The 19,436-nt window shown below is 67.7% G+C and carries 20 protein-coding genes; 9 read left to right on the top strand and 11 right to left on the bottom strand.

Translation table 11 applies throughout. The features are described 5' to 3' along the window. Positions 1-17: 17 nt before the first annotated feature. Positions 18-980 carry a glutathione synthase gene (gene gshB / locus ASD05_RS05195; protein ID WP_056588815.1) on the top strand — a complete coding sequence of 321 codons (963 nt, stop codon included), beginning with the start codon at positions 18-20 and terminating at the stop codon, positions 978-980. Here the strand turns inward: gshB and ASD05_RS05200 are convergent. The 3 genes from ASD05_RS05200 to ASD05_RS05210 all read right to left on the bottom strand — a co-directional run bounded on the left by ASD05_RS05200 (position 969) and on the right by ASD05_RS05210 (position 4,491). Next, positions 969-1,736 (bottom strand): class II glutamine amidotransferase, encoded by a 768-nt coding sequence (locus tag ASD05_RS05200; protein ID WP_056588637.1) that lies wholly within the window; start codon positions 1,734-1,736, stop codon positions 969-971. The two genes, gshB and ASD05_RS05200, sit on opposite strands and share 12 nt — an antisense overlap. 50 nt (positions 1,737-1,786) lie before the next feature. Beyond that, entirely contained in the window at positions 1,787-2,926 is a 1,140-nt protein-coding gene (locus tag ASD05_RS05205; RefSeq protein WP_056588639.1) for an ABC transporter substrate-binding protein, read from the bottom strand. Between the two features lie 77 nt (positions 2,927-3,003). Then, positions 3,004-4,491, bottom strand: a complete 1,488-nt coding sequence (locus tag ASD05_RS05210) for a DHA2 family efflux MFS transporter permease subunit (RefSeq protein WP_056588640.1) — start codon at positions 4,489-4,491, stop codon at positions 3,004-3,006. 130 nt (positions 4,492-4,621) lie between these two features. Between ASD05_RS05210 and ASD05_RS05215 the strand changes: the two genes are divergently transcribed. Further along, positions 4,622-5,944: a putative zinc-binding metallopeptidase gene (locus ASD05_RS05215; RefSeq protein WP_056588642.1), complete on the top strand. Its 1,323-nt coding sequence runs from the start codon at positions 4,622-4,624 to the stop codon at positions 5,942-5,944. Here the strand turns inward: ASD05_RS05215 and ASD05_RS05220 are convergent. The 4 genes from ASD05_RS05220 to ASD05_RS05235 form a co-directional block, all read right to left on the bottom strand. Next, on the bottom strand, positions 5,935-6,171 hold the full coding sequence (locus ASD05_RS05220; RefSeq protein WP_056588645.1) for a cysteine-rich CWC family protein: 237 nt from the start codon (positions 6,169-6,171) through the stop codon (positions 5,935-5,937). The two genes, ASD05_RS05215 and ASD05_RS05220, sit on opposite strands and share 10 nt — an antisense overlap. Then, complete coding sequence (locus ASD05_RS05225) at positions 6,168-7,424, bottom strand: 6-phosphofructokinase (RefSeq protein WP_056588818.1); 1,257 nt, start codon at positions 7,422-7,424, stop codon at positions 6,168-6,170. The genes ASD05_RS05220 and ASD05_RS05225 overlap by 4 nt, the downstream gene beginning before the upstream one ends. Positions 7,425-7,479: 55 nt before the next feature. Further along, positions 7,480-8,283, bottom strand: a complete 804-nt coding sequence (locus ASD05_RS05230) for an enoyl-CoA hydratase-related protein (protein WP_056588647.1) — start codon at positions 8,281-8,283, stop codon at positions 7,480-7,482. Positions 8,284-8,348: 65 nt separating this feature from the next. Continuing rightward, positions 8,349-8,672, bottom strand: coding sequence for a DUF2917 domain-containing protein (locus ASD05_RS05235; RefSeq protein WP_056588822.1), 324 nt, complete (start codon positions 8,670-8,672; stop codon positions 8,349-8,351). A gap of 82 nt (positions 8,673-8,754) precedes the next feature. On the opposite strand from ASD05_RS05235, the gene ASD05_RS05240 reads away from it, so the two are divergent. Beyond that, positions 8,755-9,690: a LysR substrate-binding domain-containing protein gene (locus ASD05_RS05240; RefSeq protein WP_056588649.1), complete on the top strand. Its 936-nt coding sequence runs from the start codon at positions 8,755-8,757 to the stop codon at positions 9,688-9,690. A 34-nt stretch (positions 9,691-9,724) separates the two neighbouring features. On the opposite strand, the gene ASD05_RS05245 is transcribed toward ASD05_RS05240, so the two are convergent. Further along, positions 9,725-10,300, bottom strand: a complete 576-nt coding sequence (locus ASD05_RS05245; RefSeq protein ID WP_157609952.1) for a fasciclin domain-containing protein — start codon at positions 10,298-10,300, stop codon at positions 9,725-9,727. Here ASD05_RS05245 and ASD05_RS29925 point away from each other — a divergent pair. The 3 genes from ASD05_RS29925 to ASD05_RS05255 all read left to right on the top strand — a co-directional run bounded on the left by ASD05_RS29925 (position 10,287) and on the right by ASD05_RS05255 (position 11,444). Further along, a complete protein-coding gene (locus ASD05_RS29925) occupies positions 10,287-10,571 on the top strand; it encodes a hypothetical protein (protein WP_157609954.1) in 285 nt (94 codons plus the stop codon). The two genes, ASD05_RS05245 and ASD05_RS29925, sit on opposite strands and share 14 nt — an antisense overlap. A gap of 134 nt (positions 10,572-10,705) precedes the next feature. Continuing rightward, positions 10,706-10,921: a hypothetical protein gene (locus ASD05_RS05250; protein ID WP_056588651.1), complete on the top strand. Its 216-nt coding sequence runs from the start codon at positions 10,706-10,708 to the stop codon at positions 10,919-10,921. Between the two features lie 85 nt (positions 10,922-11,006). Beyond that, positions 11,007-11,444 (top strand): EamA family transporter, encoded by a 438-nt coding sequence (locus ASD05_RS05255; RefSeq protein WP_056588828.1) that lies wholly within the window; start codon positions 11,007-11,009, stop codon positions 11,442-11,444. Here the strand turns inward: ASD05_RS05255 and ASD05_RS05260 are convergent. Continuing rightward, entirely contained in the window at positions 11,434-12,750 is a 1,317-nt protein-coding gene (locus tag ASD05_RS05260) for an MFS transporter (protein WP_056588653.1), read from the bottom strand. The genes ASD05_RS05255 and ASD05_RS05260 overlap by 11 nt on opposite strands. A 146-nt stretch (positions 12,751-12,896) precedes the next feature. Between ASD05_RS05260 and ASD05_RS05265 the strand changes: the two genes are divergently transcribed. Next, the gene (locus tag ASD05_RS05265; protein WP_235507854.1) at positions 12,897-14,102 is read left to right on the top strand and encodes a PDDEXK nuclease domain-containing protein; all 1,206 of its coding nucleotides are present in this window, start codon (positions 12,897-12,899) and stop codon (positions 14,100-14,102) included. A gap of 61 nt (positions 14,103-14,163) precedes the next feature. On the opposite strand, the gene ASD05_RS05270 is transcribed toward ASD05_RS05265, so the two are convergent. Then, positions 14,164-16,338, bottom strand: coding sequence for a malate synthase G (locus ASD05_RS05270; RefSeq protein ID WP_056588657.1), 2,175 nt, complete (start codon positions 16,336-16,338; stop codon positions 14,164-14,166). A 129-nt stretch (positions 16,339-16,467) separates the two neighbouring features. Next, entirely contained in the window at positions 16,468-17,208 is a 741-nt protein-coding gene (locus ASD05_RS05275) for an IclR family transcriptional regulator (protein ID WP_056588660.1), read from the bottom strand. 97 nt (positions 17,209-17,305) lie between these two features. Between ASD05_RS05275 and ASD05_RS05280 the strand changes: the two genes are divergently transcribed. Continuing rightward, on the top strand, positions 17,306-18,253 hold the full coding sequence (locus ASD05_RS05280) for a hydroxymethylglutaryl-CoA lyase (protein ID WP_056588661.1): 948 nt from the start codon (positions 17,306-17,308) through the stop codon (positions 18,251-18,253). Next, on the top strand, positions 18,246-19,436 hold the full coding sequence (locus ASD05_RS05285; protein ID WP_056588662.1) for a CaiB/BaiF CoA transferase family protein: 1,191 nt from the start codon (positions 18,246-18,248) through the stop codon (positions 19,434-19,436). Before ASD05_RS05280 ends, ASD05_RS05285 begins: the two co-directional genes overlap by 8 nt.

Below are 19,436 nucleotides of genomic sequence, written 5' to 3' on the forward strand. Positions count from 1 at the left end.
GCAAGAAAGAACGCCTGATGAAAAACATCCTCTTCGTCGCCGATCCGCTCGATCACTTCAAGATCTACAAGGACACGACCTTCTCGATGATGCGCGAGGCGCAGCGCCGCGGTTATCGCATCGCTGCCTGCCTGCCGCAGGACATCCAGTGGAAGTCGGGCGGCGTGGTCACGGCCACGGTGCAGCAGATCACGCTGACCGGCGACGCCCGGGACTGGTATCGCATCGACATCACCGAGTCGAAGGCACTGAAGGACTTCGACGTGGTGCTGATGCGCAAGGACCCCCCCTTCGACGCCGAGTACATCTACGCCACGCATTTGCTGGAGCAGGCCGAGCGCGAGGGCGGGCGCGTGGTCAACACGCCGCGCGCGCTGCGCGATCACCCCGAGAAGCTCGCGATCATGGAGTTTCCGCAGTTCGTCACGCCCACGCTGGTCACGCGCAGCGCGCAGGCGGTGCGCGACTTTCACGCGGAGCACGGCGACATCATCCTGAAGCCGCTCGACGGCATGGGCGGCATGGGCATCTTCCGCGTGAAGCAGGACGCGCTGAACCTCGGCTCCATCGTCGAGACGCTCAACAAGGACGGCGCCGAAACGATCATGGTGCAGCGTTTCGTGCCGGAAGTGGTACAGGGCGACAAGCGCATCCTGATCATCGCGGGCGAGCCGGCGCCTTTCGTGCTGGCGCGCATTCCGCAAGGCACCGAGGTGCGTGGCAATCTGGCGGCCGGCGGCAAGGGCGTGGCCCAGCCGCTCTCGGCGCGCAATCGCGAGATCGCCGAGACCGTGGGGCGCACGCTCGCGCCGCGCGGCCTGCTGCTGATCGGGCTCGACGTGATCGGCGACTCGGTCACCGAAATCAACGTGACCAGCCCGACCTGCTTCCAGGAGATCACCGAGCAGACGGGCTTCGACGTGCCGGCGATGTTCGTCGATGCGCTCGAGGCGCACCTGGCCCGGGCTTCAGCGCACTGAGCGCTGCCCGTCCACGAACACATGCAGTTCGCCCGGCGTGAACTGCGTCCATGTCTCGTTGGTGGTCAGCGGCGCGGTCACGACCACGGCCACGCGGTCGTTGGGCGTGGTGTGCCGCGCGAAGTCGATCTCCAGGTCTTCGTCCGACAACTGCGCCGTCACGAAGGGGTGGCGGCGCTCCACGTACCAGAGGTTGGTCGAGGCATGCGCCCACAGCGCCTGCCCGTTGGACAGCATGAAGTTGAAGGTGCCGTGCGCCGCGAGATGCGGTGCCAGTTCGCGCAGCGTGAGCGTCAGCTCCTCGATGCTCGGCACGCCCGCATGCGACTTGGCCAGCTCCTGCATGATCCAGCAGAAGGCGTGCTCGCTGTCGGTGTTGCCCACCGGATGGAAGTTGCCGTGCAGGCGCGGGCGGAATTTCTTCAGGTCGCCGTTGTGGGCGAACACCCAATAGCGCCCCCAGAGCTCCCGCACGAACGGGTGGCAGTTCTGCAGGTTGACCTCCCCCTGCGTCGCCTTGCGGATGTGCGCGATGACGTTGCGGCTCTGTATGGGGTAGCGCCGGATCAGCTCCGCCACCGGCGATTCGCACGCCGGCTGGTGATCGACGAAGTGGCGCAGCCCGCGGTCCTCGAAGAACGCGATGCCCCAGCCATCGGCGTGATGGTCGGTGCGGCCGCCGCGTTGCGCGAAGCCGGTGAAGCTGAAGGTCACGTCCGTGGGCGTGTTGCAATTCATTCCAAGCAATTGGCACATGGCGCCATTAAAGCGCGAGCGCCAGCCGCTTGGCGAATCCGCTCGCCCTTTCAGCGCACGAAGCGGCCCTCGGGCGTGACGCGCACCATCTCGATGAAGCGCGAGCCGGTGGTGCTGCCGGTCGAGAAATCGATGTCCATGCCGGCCAGGCGCAGCTTGAGTGCGCGCAGCGTCGCATGCAGGCGCGCGCGCGTCAGGTCGCGGCCGGTGCGCTTGAGCGCCTCGATCATCACGAGCGCGTTCAGGTAGCCCTCGAAGCTGCCGTAGCCCACCGGCACCTGCGCCCGCTCGGCCAGCCGGCGATAGTCGCGCGTCACGGTTTCCACCTCGCCCCAGGGATAGGGCATGACCTGCGAGATCGCCAGGCCGCCCGCCTGCAGGGGCACCACCTTGGCCGTGACCTCGCCCGGCACGATCGACATGCCATAGAACATCGGCTTGCTGCCGGCGTCGTAGGTGGCCTTGATCACCTCGCCCGCCACGGTGCCGGCCAGATACATCAGGATGGCCTGGGACTGGCTGTCGGCCAGCGCCTTACCGGCGGCGGCGGCGTTCGAGCCGTCGCCCTTGACCATGACCGTGGCCGTCGGCGCGAGCTTGCGGGGAGCCATGGCCGCCTCGATCAGCTTGACCGCCTCGGCGCCGCCGGGGTTGTCGAGGTGGGCGATGGCGATCTTGTTCACGCCGATGGTGGCCAGGTGCTCGACCAGGGCCTGTGCTTCGCGTGCGTTGCTGGCGCGCACGAAGTAGGCTGAGCCCGCCACGCGTTCGCGCGCGCTGTCGCCCACCCCGTAGCCGCCCACGCTGGGCGCGCCGCTCTGCTGCAGCAGCTTGGCCGCAGCGGCCGTCGTGCCCGAGCCCACGCAGCCGAAGAAGGCGAACACGCGGTGGTCGTTCAGCAGCTTGCCGTAGTTCTCCACCGCCTTGTCGGCCTTCAACTCGTCGTCCAGCGCCACCATCTTGATCTTGCGCCCGCCCACGCCGCCCTGTTCGTTGACCGAATCGAACGCCAGCGCGGCGCCGTTGTGCACGACCTTGATCTGCGAGCCGAGCGGACCGCTCAGGACGGCCGAACTGCCGAGCACGATTTCACTGTCGCTCACCCCCGCCTCGGCGGCTTGCACAGACGAGAGCCGCGCGAGGCCGCCGGCGAGAACCGCCGTCGAGGCGATAAAACTTCTGCGTTGCATGATGTAAGACCCACTCTAACTGTGTTTAACAACTGTTAACAATTAGAAACGATGGATTCTTAGGTACTACCCGGTGCTTACCCTTGTTGTGGCGGGCGGCGCAACTGCCAGGCCGCGCAGATGGCAATCGCGCAAAGCCCTGCCAGCATTGCGAACACCTCATCGAAGGCGGCCAGCCGCGCCGGGCTGCTCATCGGGTTGGCGAGCGAATCGCCATGCGCCGCCAGCCGCCATTCGAGAACGATGGCGCACAGGCTCACGCCCGCCGCGCCGCCAAGCATGCGCACGAAGTTGATGGCGCTCGCGCCCTGCGGGATCAGCGGCTTGGCCAGCGGCCGCATCGAACCCAGGTTGAGCGAGGGCAGGATGAAGCCCAGCCCGATGCGCCCGATGATCGCGAAGGCCACCAGCAGCCACAGAGCGCTGTCGAGCCGCAGCACCATCATCAGCGCGAACGACGCTGCCAGCAGCGCGAGGCCGATCGTCACCAGCACCCAGGTCGGGTGCTTGTCGGCCAGCCGGCCGACGCCGGCAATGGTCAGCGCAAGCACGATGCCCGCCGGCAGCAGGATGGTGCCCACATGAGAGGCCGACAGATGCAGCCCCACCTGCATGTACACCGGCAGCAGGTAGGTCGAGCCGAACAGCGCCGTGCCGTAGATGAAGGCCACCACGCTGCCCATGGCGAACTGCCGGTACTGGAACAGCGCGAGGTTCATCAGCGGCGTGCCGCCCGAGGCCGCGAGCCGCCGCTGCCACCACACGAAGGCGGCGAACGACACCAGCGCGCCCGCCAGCAGCAGGCCGGCCTGCAGGGGCGAATCGCCGCGCAGCGCGACCAGCCCGTTCAGCAGGCACAGCGTGCCGACCGTGCCCAGCGCCAGCCCGCGCGCGTCGAGCCCGCCGCCGCGCGCCGCGGCCACGCCGCCCGGCGCCGTGGTCGGCACGAACTTGTAGGCCAGCCAGAGCGAGGCCAGGCAGAACGGCACCACCATGAAGAAGATCGAGCGCCAGCCGAACAGGTCGACCAGCACCCCGCCGATGCTCGGCCCCACCGCCGGCGCCAGCACCACGCCCATGCCGAAGATGCCGCTCGCGCGTCCCTGCTCGTGGGGCTCGAAGGCGCGCAGGATGATGATGGCCGGAATGGGCTGCACCACGCCCGCCGCCAGCCCCTCGGCCACGCGCGCGAGCAGCACCAGCGAGAAGTCGTTGGCCACGCCGCCCACGATGCCGCCCACCAGCAGCAACAGCATCGTGCCCACGTAGGTGCGACGGTAGCCGTAGCGCGACAGCAGCCAGGGCGTGGTGAGCATCGACACCGTCATCGCCACCATGAAGCCCGAACTCACCCACTGCGCGCGCTCCTGGCCGAGCGAGAAGTGGTGGCTCATGCCCGGGATCGCGACGTTGACGATGGTCGAGGACATGATCGACGCCATCGTGCCCACCATGACCGACAGCAGCAGGTACCAGCGGTAGCGTTCGCCATAGCGCTGGCGCATCGTGCCGATGGAGGGCGGGGCCGGCGTGGCCGCGGCTTCTGGGGTCTGTGGGGAGGTCATGGGGCGGCGGAATGTCTCGGGTCCGTCGTCCTACAAGCATATCGGTCTTTGCGCGGGCGAGGGCGCGACGGGTGGCCCGCACAATGCGTCGGCTGTCCCCTCAGCGTCAGGAAGAAGATCGAGACAACACATGGACACCATGCCCGACGAACAACAAGCCAACGCCCAACCGGCCCCCGCCGAGCCGGAAGGCACTTCCACGCTCGCGACCGAGCTGGCCGCGCCGACCGTGAGCCGCGCCTACCGCTGCCAGTGCGGCCGCCCCGTGTTCCTGCGCAACAGCAAATGCCTGGCCTGCCACACACCGCTCGGCTACGTGATCGACCGGCTCGGCGTGATGCCCCTCGCGCCGGCGGCGGGCGAGGGCGCGCAGCCCGACACCTTCACCGTGTTCGGCGACCCGCATGGCAAGACCTACCGCCGCTGCGCGAACCTCATGACCCCGGCCGCCTGCAGCTGGATGGTGCCTGCCGCACGCGAAGGCGAGACCCTGCCCGACGACACCCAGGGCCTCGCGCCCGGCTACTGCCTCGCCTGCAGCGTCACCCGCACCATTCCCGATCTTTCGGTGGAAGCCAACGGAGAACTCTGGGGCAAGCTCGAGACCGCCAAGCGCCGGCTCATCTCGCAACTGCTTGCGCTCGGCCTGCCGGTGGTGAGCCGCCACGCCGATCCTGTGCACGGGCTGACCTTCGACTTCCTCAGCAACATGCCGGGCGGCCCGCACGTGATGACCGGCCACCAGCACGGCGTGATCACGCTCAACGCCGAAGAGGCCGAGGACGCCGTGCGCGAGCGCATCCGCGCCGAGATGCGCGAGCCCTACCGCACGCTGCTGGGCCACTTCCGCCACGAGGTCGGCCACTACTACTGGGACCTGCTGGTGCTGCCCACACCGTGGATCGACGACTTCCGCGCGCTCTTCGGCGACGAACGCGCCGACTACGCAGCCGCGCTGCAGCACCACTACGAACAGGGGCCGCCGCCCGACTGGGCCGACCGCTTCGTGAGCAGCTACGCGAGCACGCATCCGTGGGAAGACTGGGCCGAGACCTGGGCCCACTACCTGCACATGGCCGATACGGCGGACACCGCGATGAGCTTCGGTGTCGACGCAACCAACGTCGAGCTGGCAAGCGACCTCTTCACTGCGGCTGACCTCTGGCAGCCGGACGATCCCGATGCCGGCAAGTTCCTCGATTTCATCAACGGCTGGGTGCTGCTCACCAACGTGCTCAACGAGCTGTCGCGCAGCATGGGGCAGCCCGACTACTACCCCTTTGTGCTGCCGCGCGCGGCGGTGGGCAAGCTGCAGTTCATCCACCGCGTGATCACGCAGCAGCGCCCGGGCAGTGCGCCGACGATGGTGGTGGCCAGCGATGTGGCTGCTGATCCCGCACCCGACGAGCAGGAGCAGTCACAGGGGCAATCACAGAACCCTGCTCAGCCCTGAGCCGGCGGTGCGCCGGTCGCGCAGCGCATGCAGATGCACGCCAGCCCGCGCATGTCTTCCGGCAGGTTCGTGAGCGGCGCCTTGCCGAAGTCGGCCTGCATGCACCAGCAGGGCGGCTGTGCCTGGCCCGTCTCGCGTTCGATTTCCATAGCGCAGCGGTTCGCCTCGCCGCACAGCGGACAACGTGTGGCGTCGATCAGGCCGGAGGCTGCCGCCGAAGTCGTCATGCGATCTCGAAAGCCGGCAGCTTCTTTGCCACCGCCACGTTCTGCAGCGTCACGTAGACCGGCAACCCGCCGCTGTAGGCCGGATAGTCCTCGCCCTCGATCAGCGGCAGCAGGTAGCGCCGGCACCGCTCGGTGATGCCGTAGCCATCGTCCGAAATGAAATCGCGCGGCATCGGCTTCTCGACGTTGGCCACCGATTCGAGCGGTGCGCAGCCCAGGCGGTAGGCATAAGGCACATCGGACGTGCGCTCGATGGTGGGCATGACGGCATTGCGGCCTTCGAGCGCCAGCTCCACCGCGCGCTGCCCCAGCTCGTAGGCCTGCTTCACGTCGGTGGCCGAGGCGATGTGGCGCGCTGCGCGCTGCAGGTAGTCAGCCACCGCCCAGTGGAACTTGTGGCCCAGCGCTTCCTTGACCATCTGCGCCACCACCGGCGCCGCGCCGCCGAGCTGCGCATGGCCGAAGGCGTCGCGCGTGCCCTGCTCGGCAAGGAAGGTGCCGTCGGGGTGGTGGCAGCCTTCGGACACCACCACCGAGCAATACCCGTGCTGCTTCACCAGTTCGTCGACGCGCGCGATGAAGCGCGGCTTGTCGAACTCGATCTCCGGGAACAGCACCACCACCGGAATGCCCTGGTCCGCAGCCAGCCCGCCCGCCGCGGCGATCCAGCCCGCGTGCCGTCCCATCACTTCGAGCACGAACACCTTGGTCGATGTTGCCGCCATCGAACGCACGTCGAACGAGGCCTCGATGGTCGACACCGCCACGTACTTCGCAACCGAGCCGAAGCCCGGACAGCAGTCGGTCAGCGGCAGGTCGTTGTCGATGGTCTTGGGCACGTGGATGGCCTGCAGCGCATAGCCCATCGACTGCGACAGCTGGCTCACCTTGAAGCAGGTGTCGGCCGAATCGCCGCCGCCGTTGTAGAAGAAGTAGCCGATGCCGTGCGCCCTGAACACCTCGATCAGCCGCTCGTACTCGCGGCGGTTCTTCTCGAGCGACTTGAGCTTGTAGCGGCACGAACCGAAAGCGCCCGAGGGCGTGCTGCGCAGCGCCGCGATCGCCTCGGCCGATTCGGCGCCGGTGTCGATCAGCTCCTCGGTCAGCGCGCCGATGATGCCGTTGCGCCCGGCATAGAGCTTGCCGATGCGGTCGGGATGTTTTCGCGCCGTCTCGATCACGCCGCAGGCCGACGCGTTGATGACCGAGGTGACGCCGCCCGACTGGGCGTAGAAGGCGTTGAGGATGGGCATGCGCGGCATTCTCCCGCAGCCCCCCGGCAGGCGCCAGTGTCAGGGTGACAGGATGTCAGCGGCTTTCGAAGACCGGCGGGCGCTTCTGCAGGAAGGCGCTCACGCCTTCGCGGAAGCTCGGGCGGTCGATCAGCTCGCGCTGGCGCTCGCTCTCGTAGTGCAGCTGCTCCTTCAGCGTGTGGCGCTCCGAGGCCTCGAAGGCCTCGCGCGCCTCGAGCACTGCATGCGCCGGCAGGCGGGCGAGGCGCTGCGCGATGCCCTTGGCCTCCTCCATCAACTGCTCGTCGTCCACGCAACCCCAGATCAGGCCCCATTGCACGGCGCGGCCCGCGCCCACGCGCTCGTCGAGCAGCGCCATGCCCATGGCGCGCGCCCGGCCGGCGCGGCGCGGAATGGCCCAGGTGCAGCCGAGGTCCGGCACGATGCCGAGCTTGGGCAGAAAGGGCAGATAGAAGTACGCGCTGCGCGCGGCAATGGTCACGTCGGCTGCCAGCGCAAGGCCCACGCCGGCCCCGGCCGCCGGGCCATTGACGGCGGCGACCACGGGAACCGGCAGCGTGCGCAGTGCCTCGATCAGCGGATTGCTGAGCTCCTGCATCCACTCGGCCGTCTGCGTGCCGAGGGATTTGCCCTCGTCGCCCGGCGCCATCGCGCTCAGGTCGGCGCCCACGCAGAAGGCCTTGCCGGCGCCCGTGAGGATCACTGCGCGCACCGCGCGGTCGTGGCGGATGCGTTCGAGCGCATCGCGCAGTTCGACCTGCAGCTCGCGCGCGATCGGGTTGAGCTTGGCGGGAAGATTCAGCGTGAGCGTGGCGATGCCGTCGGCCAGCTCCTGGAGGATGTAGGGCTGGTCGCTCATCGGGTGGTGGAGGTGGGTGCGTCGGGGCTCATGGGCATCGATGGTTCGATGCACGCGAGCCTGGGTCAAGCCGGGGACAACCCGTGTGACGGAAGTCGCCAAGGCGACCGTGTGCCCGTGCCCCTCGGGAGAGGCATGGCGGCCGGCCGCGCATCCGACACCGTGATGCACGACGCCTCCAGCGCCGACACCAGCACGCGCCGGTGCTCGGTGCCTTCGAAGCGTTCGCCGGGCTCCAGCACGATGTCGCGCGTGTCGCGGTCGAGCGTGACCCAGACCGCGCCGCTTCGGCATTCGATGCCCACGCCCGCGCCGTCGGGGACGGCGAAGACGGAACGTTTCGGCAGGCTGACGTGGAAGCGGGAAGAAGCGGGGGAAGAGGTGCTCATGGCAAGCTCCATTGCATTCGTGATACGAATGAATATAGTGAGCCAATCCCTCCTTTGCACGCGGTCATTCGGAACTCTTTGCATGCGCCTAGAGAATGTCAAACCTTCCGGCGCCATGAATGGCGAGCTGCCGCCGCTCGAACTGCTGCGCAGTTTCGAGGCGGCCGCGCGCCGGCTGAGCTTCACGCTCGCGGCCGGCGAGCTGCACCTGACGCAGTCGGCCGTGAGCCGGCAGATCCAGCAGCTCGAAGCCAGCCTGGGCGTGCTGCTGTTCGAGCGCCGCCACCGCGCGCTGTCGCTCACCGAAGCCGGCGGCGTGCTGCAGCGCGCCGTCACCGACAGCCTGGAGCGCCTGCGCGATGCCACCGCGCGCGTGCGCGCCAGTGCCGCGCCGCGACAGGTGGCGATCACCACCACGCCGGGCTTCGCATCGCTGTGGCTCATTCCGCGGCTCGTGCGCTTCACCGGCAGCCATCCGCAGGTCGACGTGCGCGTGTCGGCCACGCTCGACGTGCTCGACCTGGAGCGCAGCCGCATCGACTTGGCGGTGCGCTTCGTGCCGATCGATCGCGGCGTCGGCGCGGCGCTGTTCGAGGAGTCGGTGGTGCCGCTGTGCGCCCCGCAACTCGCGGCGGCCTTGCACGCGCCCTCGGATCTTTCGGGGCTCACGCTGCTCACGATCGAGTACCCGGATCACAGCGAAGCACCGACGACCGACTGGGAGCCCTGGCTCAAGGTCATGGGACTCGCCGACCTGCGCATGAAGAGCACGCTGCGCTTCACGCAATACGCCGACGCGGTAGCCGCGGCCGTGGCGGGCCAGGGCGTGGTGATCGGCCGGTTGCCGCTGCTGCAGGACCTGGTGAGAGACGGCCGCCTGGTCGCGCCGCTGGGCGAAGGCGCCGCGTCGCGCCGCGGCTACTTCGTCGAGATGTCGAAGCGCGCCGGGAGCAACCGCGACGCGCAGGATTTCGCGCAGTGGCTGCGCGACGAAGCGGAAGCGGCGCGGCGGACCTGAAGGCCCGTCGCGCCGGCGCTGAAGAAGGTGGCGATCAACCCGGCAGCAGCACCTTGTTCACGACGTGGATCACGCCGTTCGACTGGTAGACGTTGGCGATTGTCACCATAGCCGTGCCGCCCTTGGCGTCGGTCACCATCACGTTGCTGCCGCTCATCGTCGCGGTCAGCGTGCCGCCGCTCGCGGTCTTCAGCGTGGCCTTGCCACCGCCTGCGTTGATGGCGCTCATCAGCGCCGGGCCGTCCATCCGGCCGGGCACCACGTGGTAGGTCAGCACCTTGCTGAGCGTGGGCTTGTTCTCGGGCTTGAGCAGCGTGTCGACCGTGCCGGCCGGCAGTGCGGCGAAGGCCGCGTTGGTCGGTGCGAACACGGTGAACGGGCCGGGACTCTTGAGCGTGCCCACGAGGTCCGCGGCCTTCACGGCCGCGACCAGCGTGGTGTGGTCCTTCGAATTCACGGCGTTGTCGACGATGTCCTTCGTGGGGTACATCGGCGCGCCGCCGACCATCGGGTTCGACGACATGCCGCCGCCACTGCCGCCCATGGCCGTGCCGCCCGCGCAAGCGCCGAGCAGGATCGAAACGCCGACTGCAATCATGAGTTTCTTCATTGAAGGCTCCTGGAAAAAAAGGTTCTTGGTGGAAGGTGACTGTGGAAACCGCCAGCAGCTCGGAGGCGCGATGCGCTTGAGTCGGATACGGCGCGGCCGCGCAACTGGATTCACGCGACGGCACCGCGTCGGCTTTGCGCCACAACAGCCCATGCAGCGCTTGCGCGTCGCATGCGGGCTCGCCAAAATCCGCCCTTCGTTTTTCAGCGACAGTTTCTTTTCACCGCGCCTGGCGACGACCAACCTCCCGGGCGACAAACCAATCCAATGAACCGTTTCCTGAACACCTGATCCGCACACCGACCGCCCCGGCCGGACGTGCATCCATGCACCCGCCGAGGCCCGTCGACAAAGGCCCCGCGCAGCCATTCGCCGGGGCCTTTCTGTTTTTCGGAGTGTGCGCACATGAGTGCTCAACGAAAGGCCCGCGACGACGACAAGCGTCTGGGCCGGTTTTACTTTTCGGTGCCCGGCGTGGCACCTCGCAATCCTGTAGTGGCCGCGATGGCGCGCGGCGAATCGAACCAGAAGGCAGGGCGCCACCTGCGCACGCACCGCGCCGAGCGGCGTGCGCAGAAGGTGGCACTGCAGAAGGCCGTGCGCAGCCTGTCGCAGGACTGACGGCATGCGTGAAGACATGGACAAGCCCGTCGTCGCGATCGCGCATGATGGGAAGCGCGCCATCGCCATCCACGAAAGAAGCACCATGGGCACCACCGCCTCCAACTGGTTTCTCTGGGCCGCCCTGTCGGCCGTCTTTGCCGCGCTGACGGCCATCCTCGCCAAGCTCGGCCTTGCCGGCGTCGACTCCGACATGGCCACGCTGGTGCGCACCGTGGTGATCCTCGTGGTGCTCGCGGCCTTCGTGCGCGCCACCGGCAAGTGGACGAACCCGCTGGAACTGTCGCCGCGCACCTGGCTGTTCCTCGTGCTCTCCGGGCTCGCGACCGGCGCGTCGTGGGTCTGCTACTTCCGCGCGCTCAAGATGGGCAATGCCTCGCAGGTCGCGCCGGTGGACAAGCTCAGCGTGGTGCTGGTGGTGCTCTTCGCCGTGATGTTCCTCGGCGAACGGCCGAGCGGCCGCGAGTGGGCGGGCGTGGCGATGATCGCGGGCGGCGTGCTGATGCTGGCGATCAAGCGCTGAGCCGCACCGGCGCCGCCGCGCGCGGCAGCACGAGGAACGCGAGCGTGCCCGCGGCCAGCATGGCCGCGACCGTGAGAAACACCGCGCGGAACGGCTCGACGCCATTCGCCACGGCCCACGACGCGGCCACGCCTGTTGTCCACTGCATCAGCGACACGCCGAGAAACATCGCCATGTTGAGCAGCGCCATCGCGCGTCCCGTCATCGCAGCGGGGTAGGCGTTCCTGGTGTAGGCGTACTGCAGCACGCTGTAGCCCGAAAGCAGGCCGTAGAAGACCGGCAGGCCGATGTCCACCGCGCGCGATTGCGTCAGCGCCATGGCGCCGAACATCAGCGCGCCGGCGAACGAACATCCCATCATCCAGTGTGCGCGGCGTGCGCCGCCCGGGTCCATCCGGCCGAACAGCGCCGGGCTGAGCATGCCGGCGACCGTCATGACCAATGCGACATTGCCGCTGGCCACCAGCGACAGGCCGTGCCGGTCGTGCAACACCGGCCCGAGCCACAGGCCGCGTAGCGTGATGAAGGCCGCGTACGACACGCAGGCGAAGCACAGCAGGCCCAGGGTGTGCGGCATCGCGAACAGCGGCAGCAGTTCGCGCACCGCCTTGCGCAGCGACTGGCGCTCGGCCGGCGCTGCCTGCGGGCTCGCCTGATCCACCGCACGCACCGGCTCGTGCACGCGCCAGAAGATGAGGATCCACGAGAGCACGGCGAACCCAGCCAACACCGCGTAGCCCGCGCGCCACGAGGAGGCCTCGATCAGCAAGGCCAGCGGCGTGCCGGTGAACAGGATGCCCAGCCCGGCCATGCTCATCACCAGTCCCGACATCGCGGTGAAGCGCGCAGCGTCGAAGTGCCGTGCGATGAACACCGTGCACACAAGGAAGGCCGGCGCGCAGCCGACGCCGATCAGCGCCTGCCCCAGCAGCAGGGCGCCGAAGCTCGACGCCATCGCGCACAACGCGGCCCCTGCAATGGCCAGCGGAAAGGCGACCAGCACCGTGCGGCGCACGCCGAACATGTCGATCGATACGCCCATCGCGAGCTGCATGATGCCGAACATGAAGTGGAAGGTGCCGGCCCAGGTGCCGAGCTGTTGTGGCGTCAGGCCGAAGTGGCCGGCGAGCGGCGTTGCCATCATGGCGCCGACGGTGCGGAAGGCCTGGCTCAGGGCGAAGGCGCTGGCGAGAGCCACGAGCATGGCTGCCGCAGAGGAGGACCAGTGCGAAAAGCGGGAAGGGCGTGAGCTTGGGCCGGAGTTGCCGGTGCGCTCCGTGGGCTCGGGTGCCGCGTTCGGATTCATTGGGGACGAGAGGCCAGGAAGGTTGGGGCGGTCATGATGCTAGTTGTTCGTCCTGTGCCCGGTCACGGCGGCGACGCTTTGCGAGGGTTCGACCTGCGAAGGCGGCCGCCTCCATAATTTCTGCACAACCCTTCAGAGTCGCTGCATTGCCAACGCCTTCCTCCTCCCCTCGCGCCCGTACGGTCAAGCCGGAACCCAAGAAGGCCACTCGGCCGCTTTTCAGCCGCGTGCGCGAGATCCTCGATGCCGCGCGTGCTGGCGTGGTCCGCACGGTCAACACCACGCAGGTGGCTGCCAACTGGCTGATCGGGCGCGAGATCGTCGAGGAAGAGCAGAGAGGTCAACGCCGGGCGGGCTATGGCGCCAAGCTGCTCGCCGACTTGTCGACACGCCTGACCGCCCAGTTCGGCCGCGGTTATTCCGCCGACAACCTCGAAGCGTTCAGGCAGTTCTATCTGGACTATCCGCAGCTGATTTCCGAGACGCCGTCTCGGAAATCGGTCGCATCGCTGGCGTTGCCTCTCCAGGCCAATTCCGAGACACCGCCTCGGAAATCCGACGACGCTGCGGACTGGCGCCCCGGAGTGCTGCACCCGTCTCTCTCGTGGAGCCATTACCGCCAGCTCCTGCGCGCGGCGCGCCCGGAAGCGCGTGCCTTCTACGAGATCGAAGCGATCCGCAGTGCATGGTCGGTGCGCGAACTGCAACGCCAGATGGCCAGCCTGCTGTATGACCGCCTGGCCAAGAGCAAGGACAAGAAGGGCCTGATGCGGCTGGCAACGCACGGCCAGGAGGTGATGCAGCCTCTCGATGTCTTGAAGGACCCGATGGTCATCGAATTCCTTGGGTTGCCGGAATCGCCGAAGCTGGTCGAATCGAGGCTTGAGCAGGCGCTCATCGCCAACCTGCAAACCTTTTTGCTCGAACTGGGCAAGGGCTTTGCATTCGTGTCGCGCCAGGAGCGCATCACCATCGACGGCGACCATTTCTACATCGACCTGGTCTTCTATCACGCAGTGCTCAAGTGCTACGTGCTCATAGATCTCAAGGTTGGCAAGCTCACTCATGGCGACCTCGGCCAGATCCAGTTCTACGTGAACTACTACGACCGCGAGCGTCGCACCGAAGGCGACAACCCGACGCTGGGCATCATTCTTTGTCCCGACAAGAACGATGCCGTGGTGAAGTACACCCTGGGCGAGCAGCAGGAGCGCAACATCTTCACCAGCCGCTACCAGTTGCACCTGCCGACCGAGCAGGAGCTCGAACGGGAGTTGCGCCGCGAATTCCGGCAGTTGTCCATGGCCGTGCCGCCCAAGGTAGCTGTGAAGAAGACCAAGCCGCGCACATGAAAAAACGGCACCCGAAGGTGCCGTTTTTTATCTGGTGGTGGAGGCTTGCTCCGGCGGGATTTCAGGCCTCGCCCTTGACCTTCAACCGCCACGCATGCAGCAACGGCTCGGTGTACCCGCTCGGCTGCTCGATGCCCTTGAACACCAGTTCCTGCGCCGCCTTGTAGGCTGCAGAGGTCGCGAAGTTGCCGGCCATCGGCTGGTAAAGCGGGTCGCCCGCGTTCTGCTCGTCGACCACCTTGGCCATGCGCTGGAAGGTCTCGTCGACCTGCGCCTTGGTCACCACGCCGTGCAGCAGCCAGTTGGCGATGTGCTGGCTCGAGATGCGCAGCGTGGCGCGGTCTTCCATCAGGCCCACGTTGTGGATGTCGGGCACCTTGGAGCAGCCCACGCCCTGGTCGATCCAGCGCACCACGTAGCCGAGGATGCCCTGCACGTTGTTGTCGATTTCCTGCTGGCGCTCTTCGGGCGTCCACTTGGCCTCGGGCGCGATCGGCACCTGCAGCAGCGCGTTGAGGATGTTGTCGCGCTCGGCATCGGCGTCGATCTTCTCCAGCTCCTGCTGCACTGCGGTCACGCTCACCTGGTGGTAGTGCAGCGCGTGCAGCGTGGCGGCGGTGGGCGAGGGCACCCAGGCGGTGTTGGCGCCGGCCTTGGGGTGGCCGATCTTCTGTTCGAGCATGGCGGCCATCAGGTCGGGCATGGCCCACATGCCCTTGCCGATCTGCGCCTTGCCGCGCAGGCCGCACGACAGGCCGACCAGCACGTTGTTCTTTTCATAAGCGCCGATCCATGCGCTGGACTTCATGTCGCCCTTGCGGATCATCGGGCCGCCCTGCATGGCGGTGTGCATCTCGTCGCCGGTGCGGTCGAGGAAGCCGGTGTTGATGAAGGCCACGCGCGCGGCCGCTTCGGCGATGCAGGCCTTGAGGTTCACGCTGGTGCGGCGCTCCTCGTCCATGATGCCGAGCTTCACCGTGTTGGCGGGCAGGCCGAGCAGTTGTTCGACGCGGCCGAACAGCTCGCTGGCGAAGGCCACTTCGGCCGGGCCGTGCATCTTCGGCTTGACGATGTAGATGCTGCCGGTGCGCGAGTTGCCCTTGCGCTTCAGGTCGATGGTGGCGATGGTGGTGGTGACCACGGCGTCGAGGATGCCCTCGGGGATTTCCTTGCCGCCTGCATACAGCACGGCCGGGTTGGTCATCAGGTGGCCCACGTTGCGCAGGAACATGAGCGAGCGGCCGTGCAGCTTCACGGGTTGGCCGTTGGCGCCGGTGTATTCGCGGTCGGGGTTCAGGCCGCGCGTGAAGGTCTTGCCGCCCTTGGCGACTTCTTCGGTCAGCGTGCCTTGCACGATGCCGAGCCAGTTCGTGTACGCGACCACCTTGTCGGCCGCGTCGACCACGGCCACCGAGTCTTCGAGGTCCAGGATGGTCGAGAGCGCGGCTTCGAGCACGAGGTCGCTCACGCCGGCCGCGTCGCTCTTGCCGATGGGCGTGCCGCGGTCGATGCGGATGTCGAGGTGGATGCCGTTGTGCTTCAGCAGCACCGACGACGGCGCGGCGGCATCGCCCTGGTAGCCGATGAACTGCGAGGCATCGGCCAGGCCGGTGCTGCTGCTCTGCAGCGCGACGACGAGCTTGCCGTCCTTCACGCTGTAGCCGGTGGCGTTCTTGTGCGAGCCGTTTTCCAGCGGCGCGGCCTGGTCGAGCACGTTGCGCGCGAACTCGATGACCTTGGCGCCGCGCACGGGGTTGTAGCCCTTGCCCTTCTCGGCACCGCCGGTCTCGGGAATCGCGTCGGTGCCGTAGAGCGCGTCGTACAGCGAGCCCCAGCGCGCGTTGGCGGCGTTGAGCGCATAGCGTGCGTTCAGGATCGGAACCACCAGTTGAGGACCGGCCTGCAGCGCGAGTTCGGAGTCGACATTGGCAGTCGTGGCCTTCGCGCCCTTGGGCTGCGGCAGCAGGTAGCCGATCTTCTCGAGGAAGGCCCGGTAGGCCGGCATGTCGGCGATCGGGCCGGGGTTCTTCTTGTGCCACGCGTCGAGCTCGCTCTGCAGGCGGTCGCGCTCGGCGAGCAGCGCGACGTTCTTCGGCGCGAGGTCGTGGACGATGGCGTCGAAGCCCTTCCAGAAGACGTCGCTGGCCACGCCGCTGGCGGGCAGGACCTTGTCTTCGATGAAGCGGTGGAGCTCGGTCGCGACCTGAAGTCCGTGGGCGGTGGTGCGAGTGGTCATGGGGTTTCTCCTTGAGAAAGATGCAATCCTGAACCGAACTTTATTCGATACTTTGCTGGCGAGTAAGAGCCGAGGGCGGGATTTATCTGTGACAAAAATAGGGGTAATCGAAGCTCTTCCGCGATGGCTTCAGACCTGTCCGGTGAGCTCGCGCGCGGCCGCGCGCACCGGCTCGATATAGCGCTCGTCGTAGCGGTGCGTGGGCATCGTCAGCGTGACGGCCGCAGCGAGGCCGCCATCGGCATGGAACACCGGCGCCGAGATCCCCGCCAGTTCGGCCGTGCGGTCGCCCACCAGCGCGCAATAACCCTGCGCGCGGATGGCGTCGTACAGCTTGCGTTCCTTGGTGCCGCGCGGCCGCTCGGCCTCGGGTCCGAAGGCGATCAGCACGCGCGCCCCCGCGCCGCGGTCGTTGGGCAGCAGGTCGCCAGCGCGCACGTGATCGCGCACCACATGCGATGAGTCGACCCGGAACTGGCACAGCCGCACCCAGCTGTCGCCCTGGTCCTGCCGCACGTGGTACGCGGCGCTTTCGCCCGTTGTTGCGGCGAGCGAGCGCAGCACCGGCGGCACGATGCGGTCGAGCGACAGCGACGCCGCGTACAGCCCGTGCAGCCGCGCGATCTCCATACCCAGCGCGTAGCGGCCGTCGTCCTGCCGGCGGATGAGCCGCGCATGTTCGAGCGAGGCCAGCAGCCGCAGCACGGTGCTCTTGTAGAGCTGCGTGCGCTCGGCGAACTGCGCGAGCGACAGCGCCTCGTCGCCCGGCTGGAAGGCGCAGAGCAGGCTCAGCGCGCGGTCGACCGCGGCGGCGCCGCCGGGGGCGGCATTGAGGTCGGACACCGATTCGGTCTGGGCTTTACGGGGCATGGCTTGGCTTGACAGTCGATTGGATCGACGGTCTAATTCTGTTTGTTGGAATATAGTTCTATAAGATAGAACAGTCAAGCCCAAGGAGACAAGTTCGATGACACCCCCCGACGTCCTCATCAGCGAGGTCGGTCCGCGCGACGGCCTGCAATCGGTCAAAGCCACCATGCCGACGGCCGACAAGCTGCGCTGGATCGACGCGCTTCATGCGGCCGGCGTGCGCGAGATCGAGGTCGCCTCTTTCGTGCCCGCGAAGTTGTTGCCGCAGATGGCCGACGCCGCCGAGGTGGTGCGCCACGCCACTACGCTGCCCGGCCTCACGGTGATGGCGCTGGTGCCCAACCGCAAGGGCGCGCAGGCCGCGCTCGAAGCGGGCGTGCACAAGCTCACGATGCCGGTGTCGGCCAGCGTGGCGCACTCGCTGGCCAACGTGCGCAAGACGCCGACGGAGATGATCGAAGAAGTGCGTGCCATCGCCGAGCTGCGCAACGCCATCGCACCGCAGGTGAAGCTGGAGGCCGGCATCTCCACCGCCTTCGGCTGCACGCTGCAGGGGCTGGTACCGGAGGACGACGTGATCCGCCTTGCCGCGCAGTGCATCGAGGCCGGTGCCGACGAGTCGGGCCTGTCCGACACCGTGGGCTACGCCAACCCCGCGCAGGTGCGCCGCCTGTTCAAGCGGCTGCGCGCCGAACTCGGCCAGCATGCCGGCGCGGCCCACATGCACAACACGCGCGGCCTCGGCATCGCGAACTGCCTCGCCGCGTGGGACGAGGGCGTGCGCACTTTCGATGCCTCGCTCGGCGGACTCGGCGGCTGCCCTTATGCACCGGGTGCGTCGGGCAATGCCGTCACTGAAGACCTCGTCTTCATGTTCGAGGCCATGGGCGTGCGCACCGGCATCGACCTGGAAAAACTCATCGCGGCGCGCGCGCCGCTCATGGCCGGGCTGCCCGGCGAACCGGTCTATGGCATGACGCCCGAGGCCGGCCTGCCCAAAGGTTTTGTTCAGGGCTTTGTCCAGGAAACCAGCACACATGTCTGAAGCCAACCCACTTCCCTACGCCGGCGTGCGCGTCGTCGAGTTCACCCACATGGTCATGGGCCCGACCTGCGGGCTGCTGCTGGCCGATCTCGGTGCCGAGGTCATCAAGGTCGAGCCCATCGAGGGCGACAGCACGCGGCGACTGCTGGGTTCGGGTTCGGGCTTCTTCCCGACCTTCAACCGCAACAAGAAGAGCATCGCGCTCGACCTCAAGAAGCCCGAGGGCGTGGAGGCCGCGCTGCGCCTGATCGCCACGGCCGACATCGTGAGCGAGAACTTCAAGTCCGGCACCATGAAGAAGCTGGGGCTCGACTACGACACGCTGAGCAAGCTCAACCCGCGCCTCATCTATGTGAGCCACAAGGGCTTCTTGCCCGGCCCCTACGACCACCGCACCGCGCTCGACGAGGTGGTGCAGATGATGGGCGGCCTCGCCTACATGACCGGCCGCGCGGGCGACCCGCTGCGCGCCGGCACCAGCGTGAACGACATCATGGGCGGCATGTTCGGCGCCATCGGCGCGATGGCCGCCCTGCGCCAGCGCGATCTCACCGGCAAGGGCTGCGAGGTGCAGTCGGCGCTGTTCGAGAACAACGTGTTCCTGGTCGCGCAGCACATGATGCAGTTCGCCGCCACCGGCAAGGCGGCCGACCCGATGCCCAGCCGCATCTCGGCCTGGGCCGTGTACGACGTGTTCACCGTGAAGGACGGCGAGCAGATCTTCCTGGCGGCCGTGAGCGACAAGCAGTGGGCCATCTTCTGCAAGGCCTTCGGCCTCGAGGAGATGCTGGCCGACCCGCGCCTGAAGACCAACAACGACCGCGTGCTGGCGCGCGAATGGATGATGCCGATCCTGCGCTCGCACCTCGCCAACCACAGCGCGGCCGAACTCGCCGCGGTGTTCGAGAAGAACGAGCTGCCCTTCGCGCCCATCACGAAGCCGCAGGCGCTGTTCGACGACCCGCATCTCAATGCCACGGGAGGCCTTGCGCCGGTGCGCATGAACGACGGCAGCACGGCCAAGGTGCCACTAATGCCGTTCACGCTGGGCGGCGAGCGGCCCGGCATCCGCCTTCAGCCGCCGCACATCGGCGAGCACAGCCGCGAACTGCTGAAAGAAGTGGGCTACAGCGACGAAGAGATCGCTGCCCTCGCCACACACAACATCACCCTCGGAGACTGA

It is taken from the genome of Variovorax sp. Root434 (assembly GCF_001426595.1).
Lineage (GTDB): Bacteria > Pseudomonadota > Gammaproteobacteria > Burkholderiales > Burkholderiaceae_C > Variovorax.